The sequence below is a fragment of the Thiocapsa roseopersicina genome (genome assembly GCF_900106925.1).
In the GTDB taxonomy this organism is placed as follows: Bacteria; Pseudomonadota; Gammaproteobacteria; order Chromatiales; family Chromatiaceae; genus Thiocapsa; species Thiocapsa roseopersicina.
Genome location: NZ_FNNZ01000012.1, coordinates 85054 through 101410 on the forward strand (window position 1 = coordinate 85054; position 16357 = coordinate 101410).

The window sequence follows — 16357 nt, forward strand, 5'->3', positions numbered from 1 at the left end:
GCGCTCTACCCATCCTACGTGTTTCGGTTGTTTTGAATCTTTCCTTGGCGAGGGCTGACCGGGATGTCGTGCAATCTGTTTCAGGACCTTCCCCAGGTCGATCGTGGCGAGGCGTTCGAGGAGCTGTTGCGCTGCTCCAACGTTCGAATCGAGCGCATCCTGAGCAGCGATCGACCCGACTCTGTTCTCTACGATCAGGTCCAGGACGAATGGGTCTGTCTGCTTCAGGGCGAGGCGCAGCTTTGGATCGACGGAGAGACGCTCTCCTTGCGGCCCGGCGATTATCGGTTCATCCCGGCGGGGACCCCGCATCGCGTCATCAAGACCTCGATCGAGCCCCGTTGCCTTTGGTTGGCGGTCCATATCCACGGTGCCTTGACCGAAGGCCGAGGATGACCTGAAACCAGCCGGACATGCCGGGGCTCGCTTGGCCCACCTCGGTTCATCCAACAATCGGTCTGTTCACCCCGTCATCCTTGCTAACGACAGGGCCCAAAGAAGTCGTTGCTCATCGCCTCGTCGCACTGTTTCCCGCTCTCGGTAACGACGTTCGGATCGGCGCCTTTTAGCCACTCCTCCTGCTCCATTTCCCGGAGTTGGCGCGCGGCCTCGCATGCGGGCTCGCGCCAGCAGGTGCGGGCGGCACCGCACACCCGGATCACCAATTGCTCGCAGGGCGAGGCGCCCGTGACGGGTTCGCCGATCGTCTCGCCGGCCGGCTGGTCGGATTCCCCTTCGGTGTCGGTGGTTGCCGACTCGCTCGGCGTGGGCGGCGGTACCAGCATGTCCGTCGTCGGTACCACGCGGCCGCCTTCGATGCGGATGACCGAGCCGTCCTCCAGACGATGAACACCGTCCCAGAGTTGGGTTTGACGACCGTCCCGGGTGAGCACCGGGCGGTTGGTGCGCGGATCGACCTCGACCTGACCGCCGCGTTGCAGGGGTGCGGTCCAGGGTTCGTCGGCCCCGGCGGGGGCGGCACAGAGCAGTAGGGTCGCCAGGGCGGCACTCAGGCTCGATGTTCCGGGTTGTCTTTCGGTGTGGATCACGGTCACCTCCGCTGACCTGAAAGGGTGTCGTGCCGCCATCGGACAGGGCGCCTAGGCCGTTTGTCGGTGCACTGGCGGAGTCGCGTGGCCTGCCTATACTTTACATTAGAACATTCTAATCTGCTGAGGGTGCCGGTCGACCCTTGCCGTTGCCGTCGGGGCCATGGGCCGGACTTCCGAGCACTGCCGGGGGGTCACCATGAAAGCGAAACGCGGTTATCGTGTCCCTCGGTTCGGCCTGATCTCGCGAATCCTCTACTTTTTCGTCGATTCGCCGCTGACGCCGTTGATTGCGGGCGCGGCGATCCTGCTCGGTGTCTTGGCGATCGTGCTCCTGCCTCGGGAGGAAGAGCCGCAGATCGTCGTGCCGATGATCGATGTGTTTGTGCAGATGCCCGGATCGACCGCGGAGGAGGTGACGCAACGGGTCACGCGGCCGCTCGAAAAGCTCGCGCGCGAGCTGCCGGGCGTGGAATACGTCTACTCGATTTCGAGCCCCGGCCAGTCGGTCACCATCGTGCGCTTTCTCGTCGGCTGGGACGAGGAGAAGGCGATCGTTCAGCTCTACCAGAAACTCTACGCGAACCTCGATCGCATCCCGCATGGCGCCTCCGAGCCGTTGCTCAAACCCAGGCGGATCGACGATGTCCCCATCCTCGCCCTGACCTTTCACGGGGGCGGCTACGATCACCATGCGCTGCGGCGGATCGCATCGGCGGTGGACGATTCGGTCAAGGAGATCGACGAGGTCTCCGAGACCACGCTGATCGGCGGGCTCCGCCGCCAGGTCCGTATCGAGCTCGACGCGGCACGCCTCGGGTCATACAAGATCGATCCGACGCATGTGTTGAATGCCTTGCGGGCGGCCAATCGCCAGCATCGTTCAGGGAGCTTCCCCGCCGGGGATCAAGAGGTCCTGACCGAGCTCGGCGGCTTCCTGCGCGATGCCTCCGAGGTCGGCTCGGTCGTGGTCGGCGTGCACCAGGGGCAGATGGTCTATCTGCGCGACATCGCACGCGTCGTCGACGATGCCGAGGAGGTCGAGGACTATGTCCTGTTCGGTCGCCCCGACCGCTCGCCGCAGGCCGAGTCGCTCCCCGTCGAGGAGCCCGCGGTGACCTTGGCCGTCGCCAAACAAACCGGAACCAACGCGGTACAGGTCGTCGCCGAGGTGATGCGCAAGGTCGAGACGCTCCGCGGCACGAGTATCCCGAACGCCGTCGAGGTCACGGTCACCCGCGACTATGGGCGGACAGCCGAGGAAAAATCCAACGAGCTCCTCTTTCACATGGGCCTGGCGGTTGTCGGCGTCGGTGTGCTCATCGCGATCGTGCTGGGCTGGCGCGAGGCCGGCGTGGTCGCGATCGCGATTCCCGTCACCTTGGCCCTGACCCTCGCGACCTTCTATCTGCTGGATTTTACCCTCAATCGAGTGACCCTGTTCGCGCTGATCTTCTCGATCGGTATCCTCGTGGATGACCCGATCGTGGATGTCGAGAACGTCGTGCGGCACTTTCGACTGCCCGAGAATCGGGGGCGCCCCCTCAAGGATGTGACGGTGGAGGCCGTCAACGAGGTGCGTAGCCCGTTGATCCTCGCAACCTTGACGGTGATTGCGGCCGTGCTGCCCATGGCCTTCGTGCAGGGACTCATGGGGCCCTACATGCGACCGATTCCGGTGGGGGCCACGGCGGCGATGCTGTTCTCGATGGCCGTCGCCTTCGTCGTGACGCCTTGGGCGGCGTATCGGATGCTCCGTTGGCATGCCCGCGGCGGCGGACAGGTCTCGGACCGAGAGGACGTGACGACCCGCGCCTATCGCCGAGTCATGGGGCCGATGATCCGTCGGCCGCTCTTGGGCATCGTCTTCTTGGCGACGATCACGCTGCTGCTGGTCGGCGCGATCGGTCTGGTTGCGACCGGTGCCGTCAAGCTCAAGATGCTCCCGTACGACAACAAGAGCGAGCTCCAGATCATTGTCGACATGGATGAAGGAACGACGCTCGAGCACACGACCAACGTGACCCGCCGAATCGCCGCACGCTTGAGCCGCGAGCCGGAAGTGCTGAATTATCAGATCTATGCCGGGACGTCCGCACCCTATAACTTCAACGGCCTGGTGCGTCACTATTTCCTCCGGCAAGGCCCGAACGTCGCCGATATCCAGGTCAACCTGGTGCCCGGGGACGAGCGGGAGCTCCAAAGCCACGCGATCGCCAAACAGATCCGGGAGCGGATCCGGGAGGTGGCGCGCGAGGAGGGTGCCCGCATCAAGGTCGCCGAGGTGCCGCCCGGTCCGCCGGTCCTGCAGACCTTGGTTGCGGAGGTCTACGGGCCGGATTACCGGGAGCAGATCCGGATCGCCGAGCACATTCGAGAGCTGTTCGAGGCGACGCCGGGGGTTGTCGATGTCGACTGGTACGTCGAGGCGGACCAGCCGCTGTTGATGTTCCGCTTCGACCACGAGAAGGGTGCGTTGAACGGCATTACCGCCGATCAGGTCGCGGAGGTGATCCGCATCGCCCAGGCGGGCGCCGACGTGGGACTGCTGCATGCGGGGGAGGAGACCGAGGACGTGCTGATCCGGTTGCGTCTGCCGATCAGTCAGCGGGCGCAGCCGGCCGAGCTGCTTCCCATCCCGGTCTGTTCGGGTGGTCACTGTGTCCCCTTGGGCGAGGTGATCCGCGTCGAGGAAGGGGTCGGGGAGAAAAGCATTTACCGCAAGAACCATCTCCCCGTCGTCTACGTGACCGGGGACGTGGCCGGGGAAGAGGAAAGCCCGATCTACGCCATCTTCCAACTCAACGAGATGATCCGCGCTTATGTACCTGACGGATATGATACCCCGGTGGAGATTCTGAACATCCGCCAGCCCTTCTCGGTGCTTGAGCCATCCCTGAAGTGGGACGGCGAGTGGCATATCAGCTACGAGGTCTTCCGTGATCTGGGGGCGGCATTCGCGGTCGTCCTGGTCCTGATCTATGCCCTGGTGGTGGGCTGGTTCCGCTCGTTCCGCACCCCGTTCATCATCATGGCGGCTATCCCCTTCTCCCTGGTCGGCATCCTGCCGGCGCATTGGGCGATGGGGGCCTTCTTCAGTGCGACCTCGATGATCGGTTTCATTGCCGGCGCCGGGATCGTGGTGCGGAACTCGATCATCCTGGTCGATTTCATCAAGCTGCGCGTGAAGCAGGGGATGCCGCTGGCGGAGGCGGTCGTGGATGCCGGGGCCATCCGGTTTCGGCCGATGCTGCTGACCGCCATGGCTGTCGTGGTGGGCGGCAGTGTGATCCTGTTCGATCCGATCTTCCAGGGGCTCGCGATCTCGCTGATGGCCGGCGAGATTGCGTCCCTGCTGCTCTCGCGGATGGCGGTTCCGGTGATCTATTACCTGTCCATGCGCCAACAGCCGGAGACCGCGGATGCAGCCGCAACAGGGTCGCAAGCATGACAGGGGCGACACGGCTGAGGACTTCGCGCGCCGGCGATGACCGGAGCGTCACCGAGCGGCGCGTGGGGCAGGATCGCCGCGGGGCGCGCTCCGGACATCAAAGCCGGTTCTGCATGATCAGAAACCAGGGTCGCCGCTGCACGGGTTTGAGCCGTCCTTGGGCGTCGAGCTCGACTATGCTCTTTGAGACCGAGTTGCGGACGTTGCCGCCGATGGATTCCAGCGTCTGGCCGCTCTTGCCGACCACCAGGTCGCAGTGTGTCTCCGCGCCCTGGAGCATTCCGGCACTGATATAGCCGTCGAAGGCGCGCACCGGCGTGCGGCCCCGCGGGGCACAGACCAGGTCGCCGGGGTTAGGGCTGTAATCCTGAACCCGCCGGGGGATGAAATAGCGACCCGGGTAGCTCGCCTCCTCGACCATGCTCGAAAGATAGACCCAGTGGGCGCTCGCCGGGCGGAATTGGCTCGTCGGGACTCCCGCGCTCTGCATGACCCAGCTGATGAAGGCGGCCGACCAGGGCTGGCGACAGTCCAAACCGTCGAGCGCCGGCTTGTTGACCGCGCGCCAGTAGAGGTTGACCCGACTGACATGACTGTAGTCGTCCTCCCAGGCGCCGACGTGGGGGATGCTCTCCTCGGTGCCTTTGAAGACGACGACCTGCCGATCGAAGTGCTCCCACTCGCGGGTCGCGCGTTGGATCATCGCCTGTTTGAGCCTCGGATTGGGCGAGGGCGCCTGGCCGATGGGGCGTCCAGCCCAGGTTCCGGGCGCCTCTCCGGGTCGCGGGGTAGGGGCTCCGCAGGCGACCAGGGTCAGGCAGAGCGCGGCGCAGAGTGCGCGGACCAGCGCCTGCTCGGCTCGGCAGGGCACGGAGGGACAACACGGCATGGGACGGACTCCGTTTGGGTGCAGCCGGGCGTCGGCGTCGGGTGTATATGATCGGGCGACGAGGAATCGGATATTACCGCGGCGGGCGGACCGTCTCGCGGAACCAGGGGCGATACTCCTCCATGCGTGCAAGTTGATCCGCAGGCGCGCGCCGACGGCAGGTCGTCTCGTCCGGGGTCTCCGGGGAGGCACCCCAGCGTCGCTCCACGCAATCGTTGGGGTTGTAGGCGATCTCGAATCCGGCGCGGCGGTCGTAGATGTCTCCGAGACTCAGTCGCCAAGGCGTGCCGTCGCTGCGGGTATAGGTCACGAAGCGTTCGTCCATGCGTTGCGCGTTCAGCCGCTCGATACGTGCGGCAGCATCGCTCGGGGAGCGGCCCTGCAGGACGAAGAGCTCCGGGTAGCGACGGATGCGCTCGGGCAGCTCTGCGAGCACCTTCATGGCGATCAAGAGCCGCATGTCGCGCGAGGGGGTGGCGTAATCCTCCCAGGGGCCCGTGGTCTCGAAGATGGCGGGGCCGCTGGGCATCGGGATGAGCGTGCCGGGTCGGCTGCGCATGTAGGCCTCGCCGTTCTCGACCGAGGTGACGCGTGTTTCGAGCTGCTCCATCAGTGCGTCTAGGGTCGCGGCGTAGGCGGCTTCGGGTTCCAGACCCCGCGGGTTGATGAGCTGCTGCATACGGGCGTAGAAGTCGTCGGGCGAGAGTGCTGCCTGCTGGAGCGAGAACGGCGGCAGACCGGATCGCCCGTCGAGTGCGCTGTTGGGCAGTTGGCGCACGCTGCCGCCTGTTTGAACAACGGGCCTGAACGCCTTGAAGCCCGGCCCCGCGCTCGGGGTTTGCGCGAACAGGAAGGTGCCATCCCAGAAGCGCTTGCGGGTCACCGAGTTGTCGGGTTGGGCGTCGACCGCGAGCAGGAGACCGCTCTCTCTCCCGCGTTGGGGCAGCCATTTCACGATCACCATGATGTGACCATAGGGGTCGGCGAAGATGGTCCCGGGCCAGAGTGTCGAGCGATCGAGCGCGACCGGATAGACATCCGTCGCGTCGTCACGCAGAGCGGTGCGCGCGCTGCCCGAATGCACCGTGTCCATCATCTTTCTGCTGGCCTCTGCGAAGACCTCGGCGGAAGCCATGCTGCCGACGAAGCGTGTCTCGGCGAGGGGCGCTTGACAGGTCGGCGGACTGCTCCGGCTCCCGCGCGTGCAGGGTCGGTAGGCGATCGGCAGGCCGAGCTTCCAGGCGAAATAGGTCCGCAGGAAATAGGGCAGGTCCGCGCAGTCCGGCTCGGCCGGGAGCCGGTTGTCCTCGCCGTTGCCCAGATAGTTGAAGAGCAGGTTGCGCTCGGGGTCGCGCAGCACTGGGCCGAGCGAGTCGAAGCTCAGCGATTGCTCGGGCGGGGCCTCGAAGAGGTGCTCGATCCAGGCCGCGTAGAAGGCCTCCGTCGCCAGATCCCACTCGCCGCTCCCGCGGTCGCCGCTGCCTCCGCCGACCCTGATCTCGGTGCAGCCTGCGACCCGGCCCGCGCGTGTGGTCTCGATGCGATAGGTCCCGGCGACCGGGCGAAATTGAGTCCCGTAGAGACTCCAAGGCGGTCCGCCGGCGCGGGCGGTGCGCAGGCTGGACCGGCGGCCGGCGGGGTCCGTGATCAGAACCTCGTCGAGATCGGCGTCGGTGGCGACCGCAATGATCTCCAGCGGCGCGCCCGGGCTCGGTTGCAGCGGTGCGGTCCAGATTCGCACCTGCTCGCCTTGTCGGCAGGCGTCGGCGGCTCGCGCCGCGTCGGGGAGCATGATCCCGATCGGTGAAAGACCGAAGATGGTCAACAAGGCGATCGACGATTGGATGGAGTGAGGAGTCGTCATAGACACTCAACCGGCCCGGCTCAAGGTGCGTCGAGTCTATCCCGAGCGGGCCGGCGATGGGAGTAGTCTCGGGCATGCCCGGGATGTTGCGCCCCGTCGGTGATACCGAGCGGGAGCGAGGCACAGAACACCTCCGGCGTAGTGTGAATCCTATCGTCAGCACAACGGCGCGCGAAATGCCTCCGGTCACCCCTTGCAGGACGGCTGACCGCGCATGTAGTTTGATGCTGCGCCGAACCGGGCGCCCACAGGCCACTCTCCCGACAGCGGTGACGTTGACTCGGCGCCGAGAGGCATCGATCGACGCTGAAGGGGAGAGAGTGAGATGTGTGGAATCGCCGGCATGATCCTGCGTCACGGCAGCCCGGATATCGCGGGTTTGTCGCTGGCCGCCGCCAGGCTCGGGCGTCGCGGCCCCGACGACAGCGGGGTCTATCGCGTCGACTCGGTCGGTCTGGCGCACACCCGTCTCTCGATCATCGATCTCGGCGGCGGGCACCAGCCGATCTTGGATACCGAGGGTCACTATGCCCTGGTCGCCAACGGTGAGGTCTACAACTTCGTGGAGCTGCGGGCCGAGCTGGAGGCGGACGGCTGCCGTTTCCGCACACACTCGGACTCCGAGACGATCCTCCACGTCTACGACCGCTTCGGTGTCGCGGGTCTCAAGCGCCTCAACGGCATGTTCGCGTTCGCCCTCTATTCGACGCGTGACCGCACGCTGATCCTCGGTCGCGATCGGCTGGGGATCAAGCCGCTCTACTATGCGGTCTTGCCCGATCGCGTGGCCTTCGCCTCCGAGATCAAAGGGCTGCTGCCCCTGCTCCCGCGGGTCCCCGAGATCTCGCCCGAGGCACTTGCGCGCTTCTTCGAGATCGGCTTCAACAGCGGGGCCGATACCATCTTCCAAGGCATCCGCAAGCTGGAGCCGGGCACGGCGCTGGTGATTGATGCGTCCCTGGAACCCCGACAGATCACCTACTGGTCGGCGCTCGACATCCAGCGGCGAGAGATCAGTCTGGAGGAGGCGTGCGAAGAGCTCGATCCGCTGTTCGATCAGGTGCTGCGCGAGCATATGCGCTCCGACGTGCCCTACGGCCTCTTCCTCTCGGGCGGACTCGACTCCGGGATCCTGATGGCGCGCCTGTCGCGGTGGGGCAATGCGCCACTGCGGACCTTTTCGGTCGGCTATGCAGGCGCCGGCGAGGGGGACGAGCTTGCGGATGCGCGCCGCGTGGCGGAGCGTTTCGGCAGCGACCACACCGAGCTGCGGCTCGACATGCTGGATGTCTTTCGCGCGCTTCCGCTGTGCGTCCGGGCGGCGGACGACCTTATGTACGACCCGGCCTGTCTGCCCACGGCCCTGATGGCGCAGGCCGCGGCCCGCGAGCTGAAGGTGGTCTTCACCGGGGAAGGCGGCGACGAGGTCTTCGCGGGGTACGGCCGCTATCGCCGCTCCCCCGTGCAGCAGCTCATGAAGCAGATCCTGCACCCGCGCACCGGCAACTACCGCCGCGGCAGCCGCTGGCCGGAGTCGCTGCGCCGATCCGGCTTCGGCGATGCCTTGGAGGCCGGGCGCAAGCGGCTCTACGGCCCCGTCGAGTCCGCCTGGGCAGAGACCCCGCGCGGCTGGGGCTTCCTGCGTCGCGCCCAGTACACCGACCTGCGCACGGAGCTCGCCGACAACCTGCTGGTCAAGGTGGATCGCACCCTGATGGCTTTCGGGCTGGAAGGGCGGGTCCCCTATCTCGACCATCGCATCGTCGAGCTCGGTCTCTCGCTTCCCGACCGGCTCAAGGTCCATGGCCGAGTCGGCAAACGGATCCTCCGACATTGGGCGGAGCCGCTCTTGCCCCAAGGGCAGTCCGAGGGCAAGAAACGCGGCTTCGGGGTGCCGATCGGCGAGGTGCTGCGCGGGGATCTGCTGGAGCGCCTCGGAGTGAAGCTCGCGGCAAGCCCGCTGATTCGCGAATGGCTCAGACCCGAGCTCGTCCCCGCGCTCGTCGCGTTGCAGCGGCGCACCGGCACGGGGGCAACCGGCCCTCTGCTGCAGCTCATGCAGCTCGCGCTCTGGGGTCGACTCATGCTCGACGACCCCGGGGCATGCCCGAGTGCTGAGGAGGATCCGCTGGATTGGATCGGTTGACGACCCTGCGGATCAGGTCGGTTGGCCTCGTCGCAGATCCCGGTCGACGATGGCCGCGACGACCAGATCGCCCCAGACGTTGATGGCGGTGATGGGATAGTCGAAGAAACGGTCGACGACGAGATAGAGGGCGAGATAGGTCTGCGGCAGCCCGAGCAGGTCGAGCATGAAGGCCATCAAGGCGATGCCGCCTCCGGGGATGCCGGCGGTGCCGGCGGAGGAGGCCATGGTGAGCAGGACGATGAAAAGCGCCTGCGCGGGGCTAAGGTCGACCCCGGCCAGCTGGGACATGAAGATGAGCAGGATCGACTGGTAGAGGGCCGAGCCGTCCATGTTCAGGGTGGCGCCCAAGGGCAGGGTGAAGGCGGTAACACGCTCGCTCACACCGGCGGCTTCAAGCGCCGCTTTGGAGACCGGATAGGTTGCCGAGCTCGAGGCGGTGGAGAGCGCGGTCAGGAGCGGCGCACGGCAGGCGGCGACGAAGCGCCGGGGTGAAGACCCCGTGCGCAGCCGAAACAAGGTCGGCAGAAAGACCCCGGCATGCAACACTGCGGCCAGGACCACCGCCCACACGAAGGCGTGCAGCTGGAAGACCTCGGCCCAGTTCATCCCGGCGAGTCCATCGTAGATCAAGGCCGCGATGCCTACGGGTGCGAGTGCGAGGACCCCGCGTAAGACCTGCATCAGCAGGGCGTCCGTCGCCCGAGCGCCGGAGAGCAGGGTCTCGCGCTGATCGCCTGCGATCCGCCGCGAGGCAATCGCCAACACGATGGCGACGAAGACGATGTGCAGGATGTTCCCGTCCGCGAGCGAGGCGAAGAGATTGCTCGGAACGAGGCTTGCGACCAGATGCTCGATGCTGAAGCTCGCCGCGCCCGGCTCGACCTGCTCGAGCTGGAGCAGTCCCGCGGGGAGATCACGCGAGAACGCGAGTCCGATCAGCGTCCCCAGCCCGGCCGCGACCGCGGAGGTCGTCACGTAATAGAGCAGGGTCCGTCCGCCGATCCGCCGCAGCTCGCGCCCGCCCGAAAGCGTTGCATAGATGGAGACAAGGATCAGCGGCAGAATCAGGAGCTTGAGGATGGAGATGAAGATCTGCCCGATCCAGGCCACGTAGGGCGCACCGTTCGGGACCAGCAGCGCGAGCGCGATGCCGAGCAGCAGACCGACGGGGACAGAGTAGAGTCGGCGCAAAGGCACAGTGATCGGCATGTCGCTTCTCGCCGACCGTCTCAGACCCAGCCGAGACGCAGCAGGTTGCGCTCGATCTCGTCCTGATCGCTGTAAGGCGTCTTGTGGCCCTTGGCGTCGAGATAGCGCTCGTGACCCTTGCCGGCGACGAGTGCGACCCAGGGCTCGTCCTCCGGCCGCTCGGCGAGGAAGTCGAACAGGCGCGCGATCGCACGCGGACGCTCGACCACCACCTCCCGACCCGCCTCGGGCATGCCCGTCAGGATGTCCGCGATGATCCGCTCGGGGTCCTCGAAGCGCGGATTGTCCGAGGTCACGATGGTGTGGTCCGAATGACGCGCTACCGCCGCACCCATCAGCGGGCGCTTGAAGCGATCGCGATCGCCCCCGCAGCCGAAGAGTGTGGCGACCCGCGCTCGGGGGAAGGCGTCGCGGATTGCGGTGAGGATGGTCTCGAGCGCATCCGGGGTGTGGGCGAAGTCGACCACCAGGGTGCGGTTGCCGACGACGCGGCACTCGAAGCGCCCATCCACCGCGCTCAAGTGACGCCAGTCCTCGCGCGCGCCCGGTCCCAAGACCCCGTCCGCCAAGGCGACGGCGAGGGCATAGTTGCGACGGTTGTGCGCGAGCGCGAGGAAGGGCTTGGCGGCGAGTGCCTCGGCGCCGAGCGTCGCGGCAGGCAGGACTTCGACGGGAACCCGCGGCTGGCCATTTTCACGCAGACGCTCGGCGACATCCGAACTGGTCGTGTAAAGACGGCCCCCGTCCGCGATCATGCCCAGGATGCGTGCCTTGGCCGCGAAATAGGCCACCTCGCCGCCGTGATAGTCCAGATGGTCCTGCGTGAAGTTGGTCCAGGCGGCGTTCTGCAGCGGGATGCCGTGCGCGCGCCCCTGATCCAGTGCATGGCTGCTGACCTCCATCGCGACCACCGCGTAACGGTCGCGATGGGCGTGCAGCAGCCGGCGCAGCTCGATCAGCGGCGGGGAGGTGAATCCGGTGTTGACCAAGGGTTCGCCCGCCAAGGAGAGGCCGAGCGTCCCGACCGAGAGGACCGGTCGCCCATGTGCCGAGAGGATCGCCTCCAGATACTTGACCGTCGTGGTCTTGCCGTTGGTGCCCGTGACGCCCAGAAAGACCGTGCCGTCGGTGTCCAGCGGATAGACGATGTCGCAGAAACGGCCGACGACCGCAGCCCAATCGCTCGGGTGGGTGACATAGATGCCCTTGCCCTGCAGCCGCTCGACACCCTCGATCATGCGGTTGGCGACCAGCACGGAACAGGCGCTGTCGACGAGATAGCGCTCGATGATCTCGGCGTCGGTGCGTCCGTCGTCGAAACGTTGGAAGAAGAGGATCGAGCCGGCGTCGCAGGCGTTTGCGCGCCATTGGATGTTGTCCAATGGGCCGGCCTTGGCCGGTTCACGCCGCCAGGCGAAATCAAATGTGGACAGTAGGTCGGAAAGGGCGTGATTCGGCATGGTTTACGGATCTGATGCAGAGAGATCGGAATGATACTTTACCCCCAGCCCCTGTGGCCGCTCGTGTGGATAAGCTGTTTGCGCGTGCCTTAACCCGCGGGTGGCTCACGCCGGATTCGTAGCCGGTCAAGGATTGCCCGGCTGTGGCTATTCGGCTTCGATCCCCCTGTCGCGCCCGCTCCTCCGAGCCCCGGCCTCGGATCTCAAGTATCATGTCGGATCAAGAGCCAGAACACAGAGTCATGTCCATGCTCGTCCTCCGTGGTGCACCCGCCCTTTCCGAATTCCGTCTTCAGAAGCTTGCCGGCAGGCTGCGCGAGCAGATCGGCGTGCCGATCGAGGTCTATGCCGAGTATGTCCACTTCGCCGCTCTGGCGGGTGAGCTGGCCGAGGATCAGCGCGGTATCCTGGAGCGGCTCCTGCGCTACGGCCCCGCCTTGCCGAGCCACGCGCCGGTCGGCCGGCTCGTTCTGGTCGTGCCGCGACCGGGCACCATCTCGCCCTGGTCGTCCAAGGCGACCGACATCGCGCACAACTGCGGACTCGATGGCCTCGAGCGACTGGAGCGCGGTACCGCCTACTATCTGACGGCGGACAGCGGCGCACTCGACGCGGCGACCGTCGAGCAGGCCGCCGTATTCCTGCACGATCGCATGACCCAGATCGTGCTCTTTGACTTGGCCGATGCCGAGCGGTTGTTTGTACACGCCGAGCCGCGTCCGGTGCGCCGCGTCGTGCTCGGCGCGGACCCCGAGGCGGCGCTGGCGCATGCGAACCGCGAGCTGGGCCTCGCGCTTTCGTCCGACGAGATCGCCTATCTCGCCGGCAGCTTCGAGGCGCTCGAGCGCGATCCGACCGATGTCGAGCTGATGATGTTCGCGCAGGCCAACTCGGAGCATTGTCGGCACAAGATCTTCAATGCCTGCTGGGACATCGACGGCGAGCCGCAGACGCACTCGCTCTTCCAGATGATCCGCAACACCACGGACGTCTCGCCCGAGGGCGTGCTCTCCGCCTACAAGGACAATGCCGCCGTCATCGAGGGCTGGGAGGGGCGGCGCTTTCTCGCCGACCCCGTGACCGGGATCTACGGCGAGCATGAAGAGCCCATCCAGATCCTCATGAAGGTCGAAACCCATAACCACCCGACCGCGATCGCACCGGATCCGGGTGCGGCGACCGGCTCGGGCGGCGAGATCCGCGATGAAGGGGCCACGGGGCGGGGTGCCAAGCCCAAGGCCGGTCTCTGCGGCTTCTCGGTCTCGGACCTGCGCATCCCCGGTTTCGGACAGCCCTGGGAGCCGCCCGAGGCCGACTACCACGGCAAGCCGGGGCGCATCGTCTCCGCACTCGACATCATGCTCGAAGGGCCGATCGGTGCCGCTGCGTTCAACAACGAGTTCGGCCGACCGAACCTGACCGGCTATTTCCGCACCTTCGAGCAGGCCATCCCCGGCCCGAACGGCGCGACCGAGCTGCGCGGCTATCACAAGCCCATCATGCTCGCCGGCGGCATCGGCAACATCCGCTCCGAGCATGTCGCCAAGGACAGCTTCCCGGTCGGCACACCGCTGATCGTGCTGGGCGGCCCGGCGATGCTGATCGGGCTCGGCGGCGGGGCGGCCTCGAGCATGGACTCGGGCGCCTCGGCCGAGGATCTCGACTTCGCCTCGGTGCAGCGCGCCAACCCGGAGATGCAGCGTCGCTGCCAAGAGGTCATCGACCGCTGTTGGGCGCTCGGCGAGGACAATCCCATCCTCTTCATCCACGACGTCGGCGCCGGCGGGCTGGCCAATGCGCTGCCCGAGCTGGTGCATGATGCCGGACGCGGCGGACGCTTCGAGCTGCGTGCGGTGCCCAACGCAGATCCGGGCATGTCGCCGATGGAGATCTGGTGCAACGAGGCACAGGAGCGCTATGTCCTGGCCGTCGCGGCCGAGCGGCTGGAGCAATTCGAGGCGATCTGCGCGCGCGAGCGCTGTCCGCATGCGGTCGTCGGGTCTGCGACCGCGGATCAGCACCTCGCGCTCGGCGACGCGCACTTTGCCGACACCCCGATCGACATGCCCATGTCGCTCCTCTTCGGCAAGCCGCCCAAGATGGAGCGGGATGCCGTCTCGGAACAGCCGCCACGCACGCCGCTGCGCACCGCCGAGATCGATCTGCGCGAGGCGCTCGATCGCGTGCTGCGTCTGCCCACGGTCGCCGACAAGTCCTTCCTGATCACCATCGGCGATCGCAGCATCACGGGTCAGGTCGCGCGCGATCAGATGGTTGGACCGTGGCAGATCCCGGTGGCCGACTGCGCCGTGACCATCAGCGACTATCGCGGCGTCACCGGCGAGGCGATGGCGATCGGCGAGCGCACGCCGCTGGCCTTGCTCGACGCCCCGGCCTCCGGACGCGTGGCCGTCGGTGAGGCCATCACCAATCTTGCCGCGGCGCGCATCGCCTCGATCGGCGACATCAAGCTCTCGGCCAACTGGATGGCCGCCGCCGGCGATCCGCGCGAGGATGCTCGGCTCTATGCAACCGTCCGCGCCGTCGGTCTGGAGCTCTGCCCGGCACTCGGGATCGCCATCCCGGTCGGCAAGGACTCGATGAGCATGAAGACGGTCTGGGAGGATGCCGCGGGTGTGCGGCACGCGATGTCCGCGCCGCTCTCGCTGATCGTCTCCGCCTTTGCCCCGGTGCTCGACGTGCGCGCGACCCTGACTCCGCAACTGCGAACCGATCAGGGCGATACCGACCTCATCCTCATCGATCTGGGGCAGGGCCGAAACCGTCTCGGCGGGTCCGCTCTCGCGCAGGTCTACGGTCAGCTCGGCGATGTCGGGCCGGACCTCGACAACCCGGACCTGCTCAAGCGCTTCTTCGCCGCCATCCAGGAGCTTCAAGACGAGGAGCTGATCCTCGCCTACCACGACCGCTCCGACGGCGGACTCATCACCACGCTCTGCGAGATGGCCTTCGCCGGGCGTTGCGGGATCGACGTGGATCTGGCCGCGGTCGGCCCCGATGACCTCTCGGCCCTCTTCAGCGAGGAGCTGGGCGCCGTGATCCAGGTGCGTCACACCGAGACGGACGACGTGCTGCAGATCCTGGAGTATCACGGCTTGGCCGAGTACAGCCCGGTTATCGGCATGCTCGACGACAGCGATCAGATCCGCGTCTGTCGCCGCTGCCGACCGCTCTTCGCGGCGAGTCGCACCGAGCTCCAGCAGGTCTGGTCCGAGACGAGCTTCCGGATGCAGTCCCTGCGCGACAACCCCGAGTGCGCGGCCGAGGCCTATGCGCGCATCGCCGAGCCGGATCCCGGTCTCCATGCCGAGCTGACCTTCGATCCGGACAACGACCTGACCGCGCCCTATGTCGAGCGCGGCGCGCGCCCGCCGATCGCCATCCTGCGCGAGCAGGGCGTGAACGGACAGGTCGAGATGGCCGCGGCATTCCATGCGGCCGGCTTCGAATGCGTGGACGTGCACCTGTCCGACATCATGGCAGGGCGCGTCGACCTGGCGCGTTTCCGCGGCCTCGCCGCCTGCGGCGGCTTCTCCTACGGCGACGTGCTCGGGGCAGGGGAGGGCTGGGCCAAGTCGATCCTCTTCAACCCACGGGCGCGCGATCAATTCCAAGCCTTCTTCGAGCGGCGCGACACCTTCACGCTCGGTATTTGCAACGGCTGCCAGATGCTCTCCAACCTGCGCGAGTTGATCCCGGGCGCGGATCACTGGCCCCATTTCGTGCGCAACCGCTCCGAGCAGTTCGAGGCCCGCACACTCATGCTCGAGGTCCGTGAGACGCCGTCTGTATTGCTCGCCGGGATGGCCGGCTCGCGCATGCCGATCGCAGTGGCACACGGCGAAGGTCGGGCCGAGTTCCGAGATGCCGAGCATCTCGCCGCGGCGCGCGCCAGCGTGGCGACGCGTTACATCGAGAACGACGGCCGGGTCGCCGAGCGCTATCCCGCCAACCCCAACGGCTCGCCCGAGGGCATCGCCGGTCTCACGACACGCGACGGGCGCGTCACCATCATGATGCCCCATCCCGAGCGCGTCTTCCGGTCCGTTCAGAATTCCTGGCACCCGGATCAGTGGGGCACGGACGGGCCCTGGATGCGTCTGTTCCGCAATGCACGCGTTTGGGTGGATTAAGGCGAGTTTCCCAAACCGTTACGCCGAGCTGCGCTTCACGTTTTGCGGATCGTCGGTTGTGCCGAGCCGTGCGAGGCACAACCAACCGTCGGCGCAGGTTGTGCCTCCTACCGTCAGCACAACCTACGGGCC

At 66.7% G+C, this 16357-nt stretch carries 9 protein-coding genes; 4 read left to right on the plus strand and 5 right to left on the minus strand.

What is annotated here, in order from left to right; genetic code table 11:
• The first annotated feature begins 63 nt into the window (after positions 1 to 63).
• The gene (locus tag BLV04_RS13595; RefSeq protein ID WP_093032958.1) at positions 64 to 396 is read left to right on the plus strand and encodes a cupin domain-containing protein; all 333 of its coding nucleotides are present in this window, start codon (positions 64 to 66) and stop codon (positions 394 to 396) included.
• An 83-nt stretch (positions 397 to 479) separates the two neighbouring features.
• Here BLV04_RS13595 and BLV04_RS13600 read toward each other — a convergent pair whose 3' ends face one another.
• A complete protein-coding gene (locus BLV04_RS13600; protein WP_093032961.1) occupies positions 480 to 1049 on the minus strand; it encodes a hypothetical protein in 570 nt (189 codons plus the stop codon).
• Between the two features lie 199 nt (positions 1050 to 1248).
• Here BLV04_RS13600 and BLV04_RS13605 point away from each other — a divergent pair, with 199 nt between their 5' ends.
• The gene (locus tag BLV04_RS13605) at positions 1249 to 4500 is read left to right on the plus strand and encodes an efflux RND transporter permease subunit (RefSeq protein ID WP_093032964.1); all 3252 of its coding nucleotides are present in this window, start codon (positions 1249 to 1251) and stop codon (positions 4498 to 4500) included.
• Between the two features lie 97 nt (positions 4501 to 4597).
• Here the strand turns inward: BLV04_RS13605 and BLV04_RS13610 are convergent, their stop codons facing one another.
• Together BLV04_RS13610 and BLV04_RS13615 are read right to left on the minus strand one after the other, a co-directional pair.
• Positions 4598 to 5389 (minus strand): DUF2272 domain-containing protein, encoded by a 792-nt coding sequence (locus tag BLV04_RS13610; RefSeq protein WP_093032967.1) that lies wholly within the window; start codon positions 5387 to 5389, stop codon positions 4598 to 4600.
• A 73-nt stretch (positions 5390 to 5462) separates the two neighbouring features.
• Positions 5463 to 7253: a hypothetical protein gene (locus BLV04_RS13615; protein WP_093032970.1), complete on the minus strand. Its 1791-nt coding sequence runs from the start codon at positions 7251 to 7253 to the stop codon at positions 5463 to 5465.
• 325 nt (positions 7254 to 7578) lie between these two features.
• On the opposite strand from BLV04_RS13615, the gene asnB reads away from it, so the two are divergent.
• Positions 7579 to 9399 carry an asparagine synthase (glutamine-hydrolyzing) gene (gene asnB / locus BLV04_RS13620; RefSeq protein ID WP_093032973.1) on the plus strand — a complete coding sequence of 607 codons (1821 nt, stop codon included), beginning with the start codon at positions 7579 to 7581 and terminating at the stop codon, positions 9397 to 9399.
• Positions 9400 to 9411: 12 nt separating this feature from the next.
• Here the strand turns inward: asnB and BLV04_RS13625 are convergent, their stop codons facing one another.
• The gene (locus tag BLV04_RS13625; RefSeq protein WP_093032976.1) at positions 9412 to 10611 is read right to left on the minus strand and encodes a dicarboxylate/amino acid:cation symporter; all 1200 of its coding nucleotides are present in this window, start codon (positions 10609 to 10611) and stop codon (positions 9412 to 9414) included.
• A gap of 20 nt (positions 10612 to 10631) precedes the next feature.
• Positions 10632 to 12071, minus strand: coding sequence for a Mur ligase family protein (locus tag BLV04_RS13630; protein WP_093032979.1), 1440 nt, complete (start codon positions 12069 to 12071; stop codon positions 10632 to 10634).
• A 248-nt stretch (positions 12072 to 12319) separates the two neighbouring features.
• Here BLV04_RS13630 and purL point away from each other — a divergent pair, with 248 nt between their 5' ends.
• The gene (gene purL, locus BLV04_RS13635) at positions 12320 to 16225 is read left to right on the plus strand and encodes a phosphoribosylformylglycinamidine synthase (protein WP_093033155.1); all 3906 of its coding nucleotides are present in this window, start codon (positions 12320 to 12322) and stop codon (positions 16223 to 16225) included.
• Positions 16226 to 16357 lie beyond the last annotated feature (132 nt).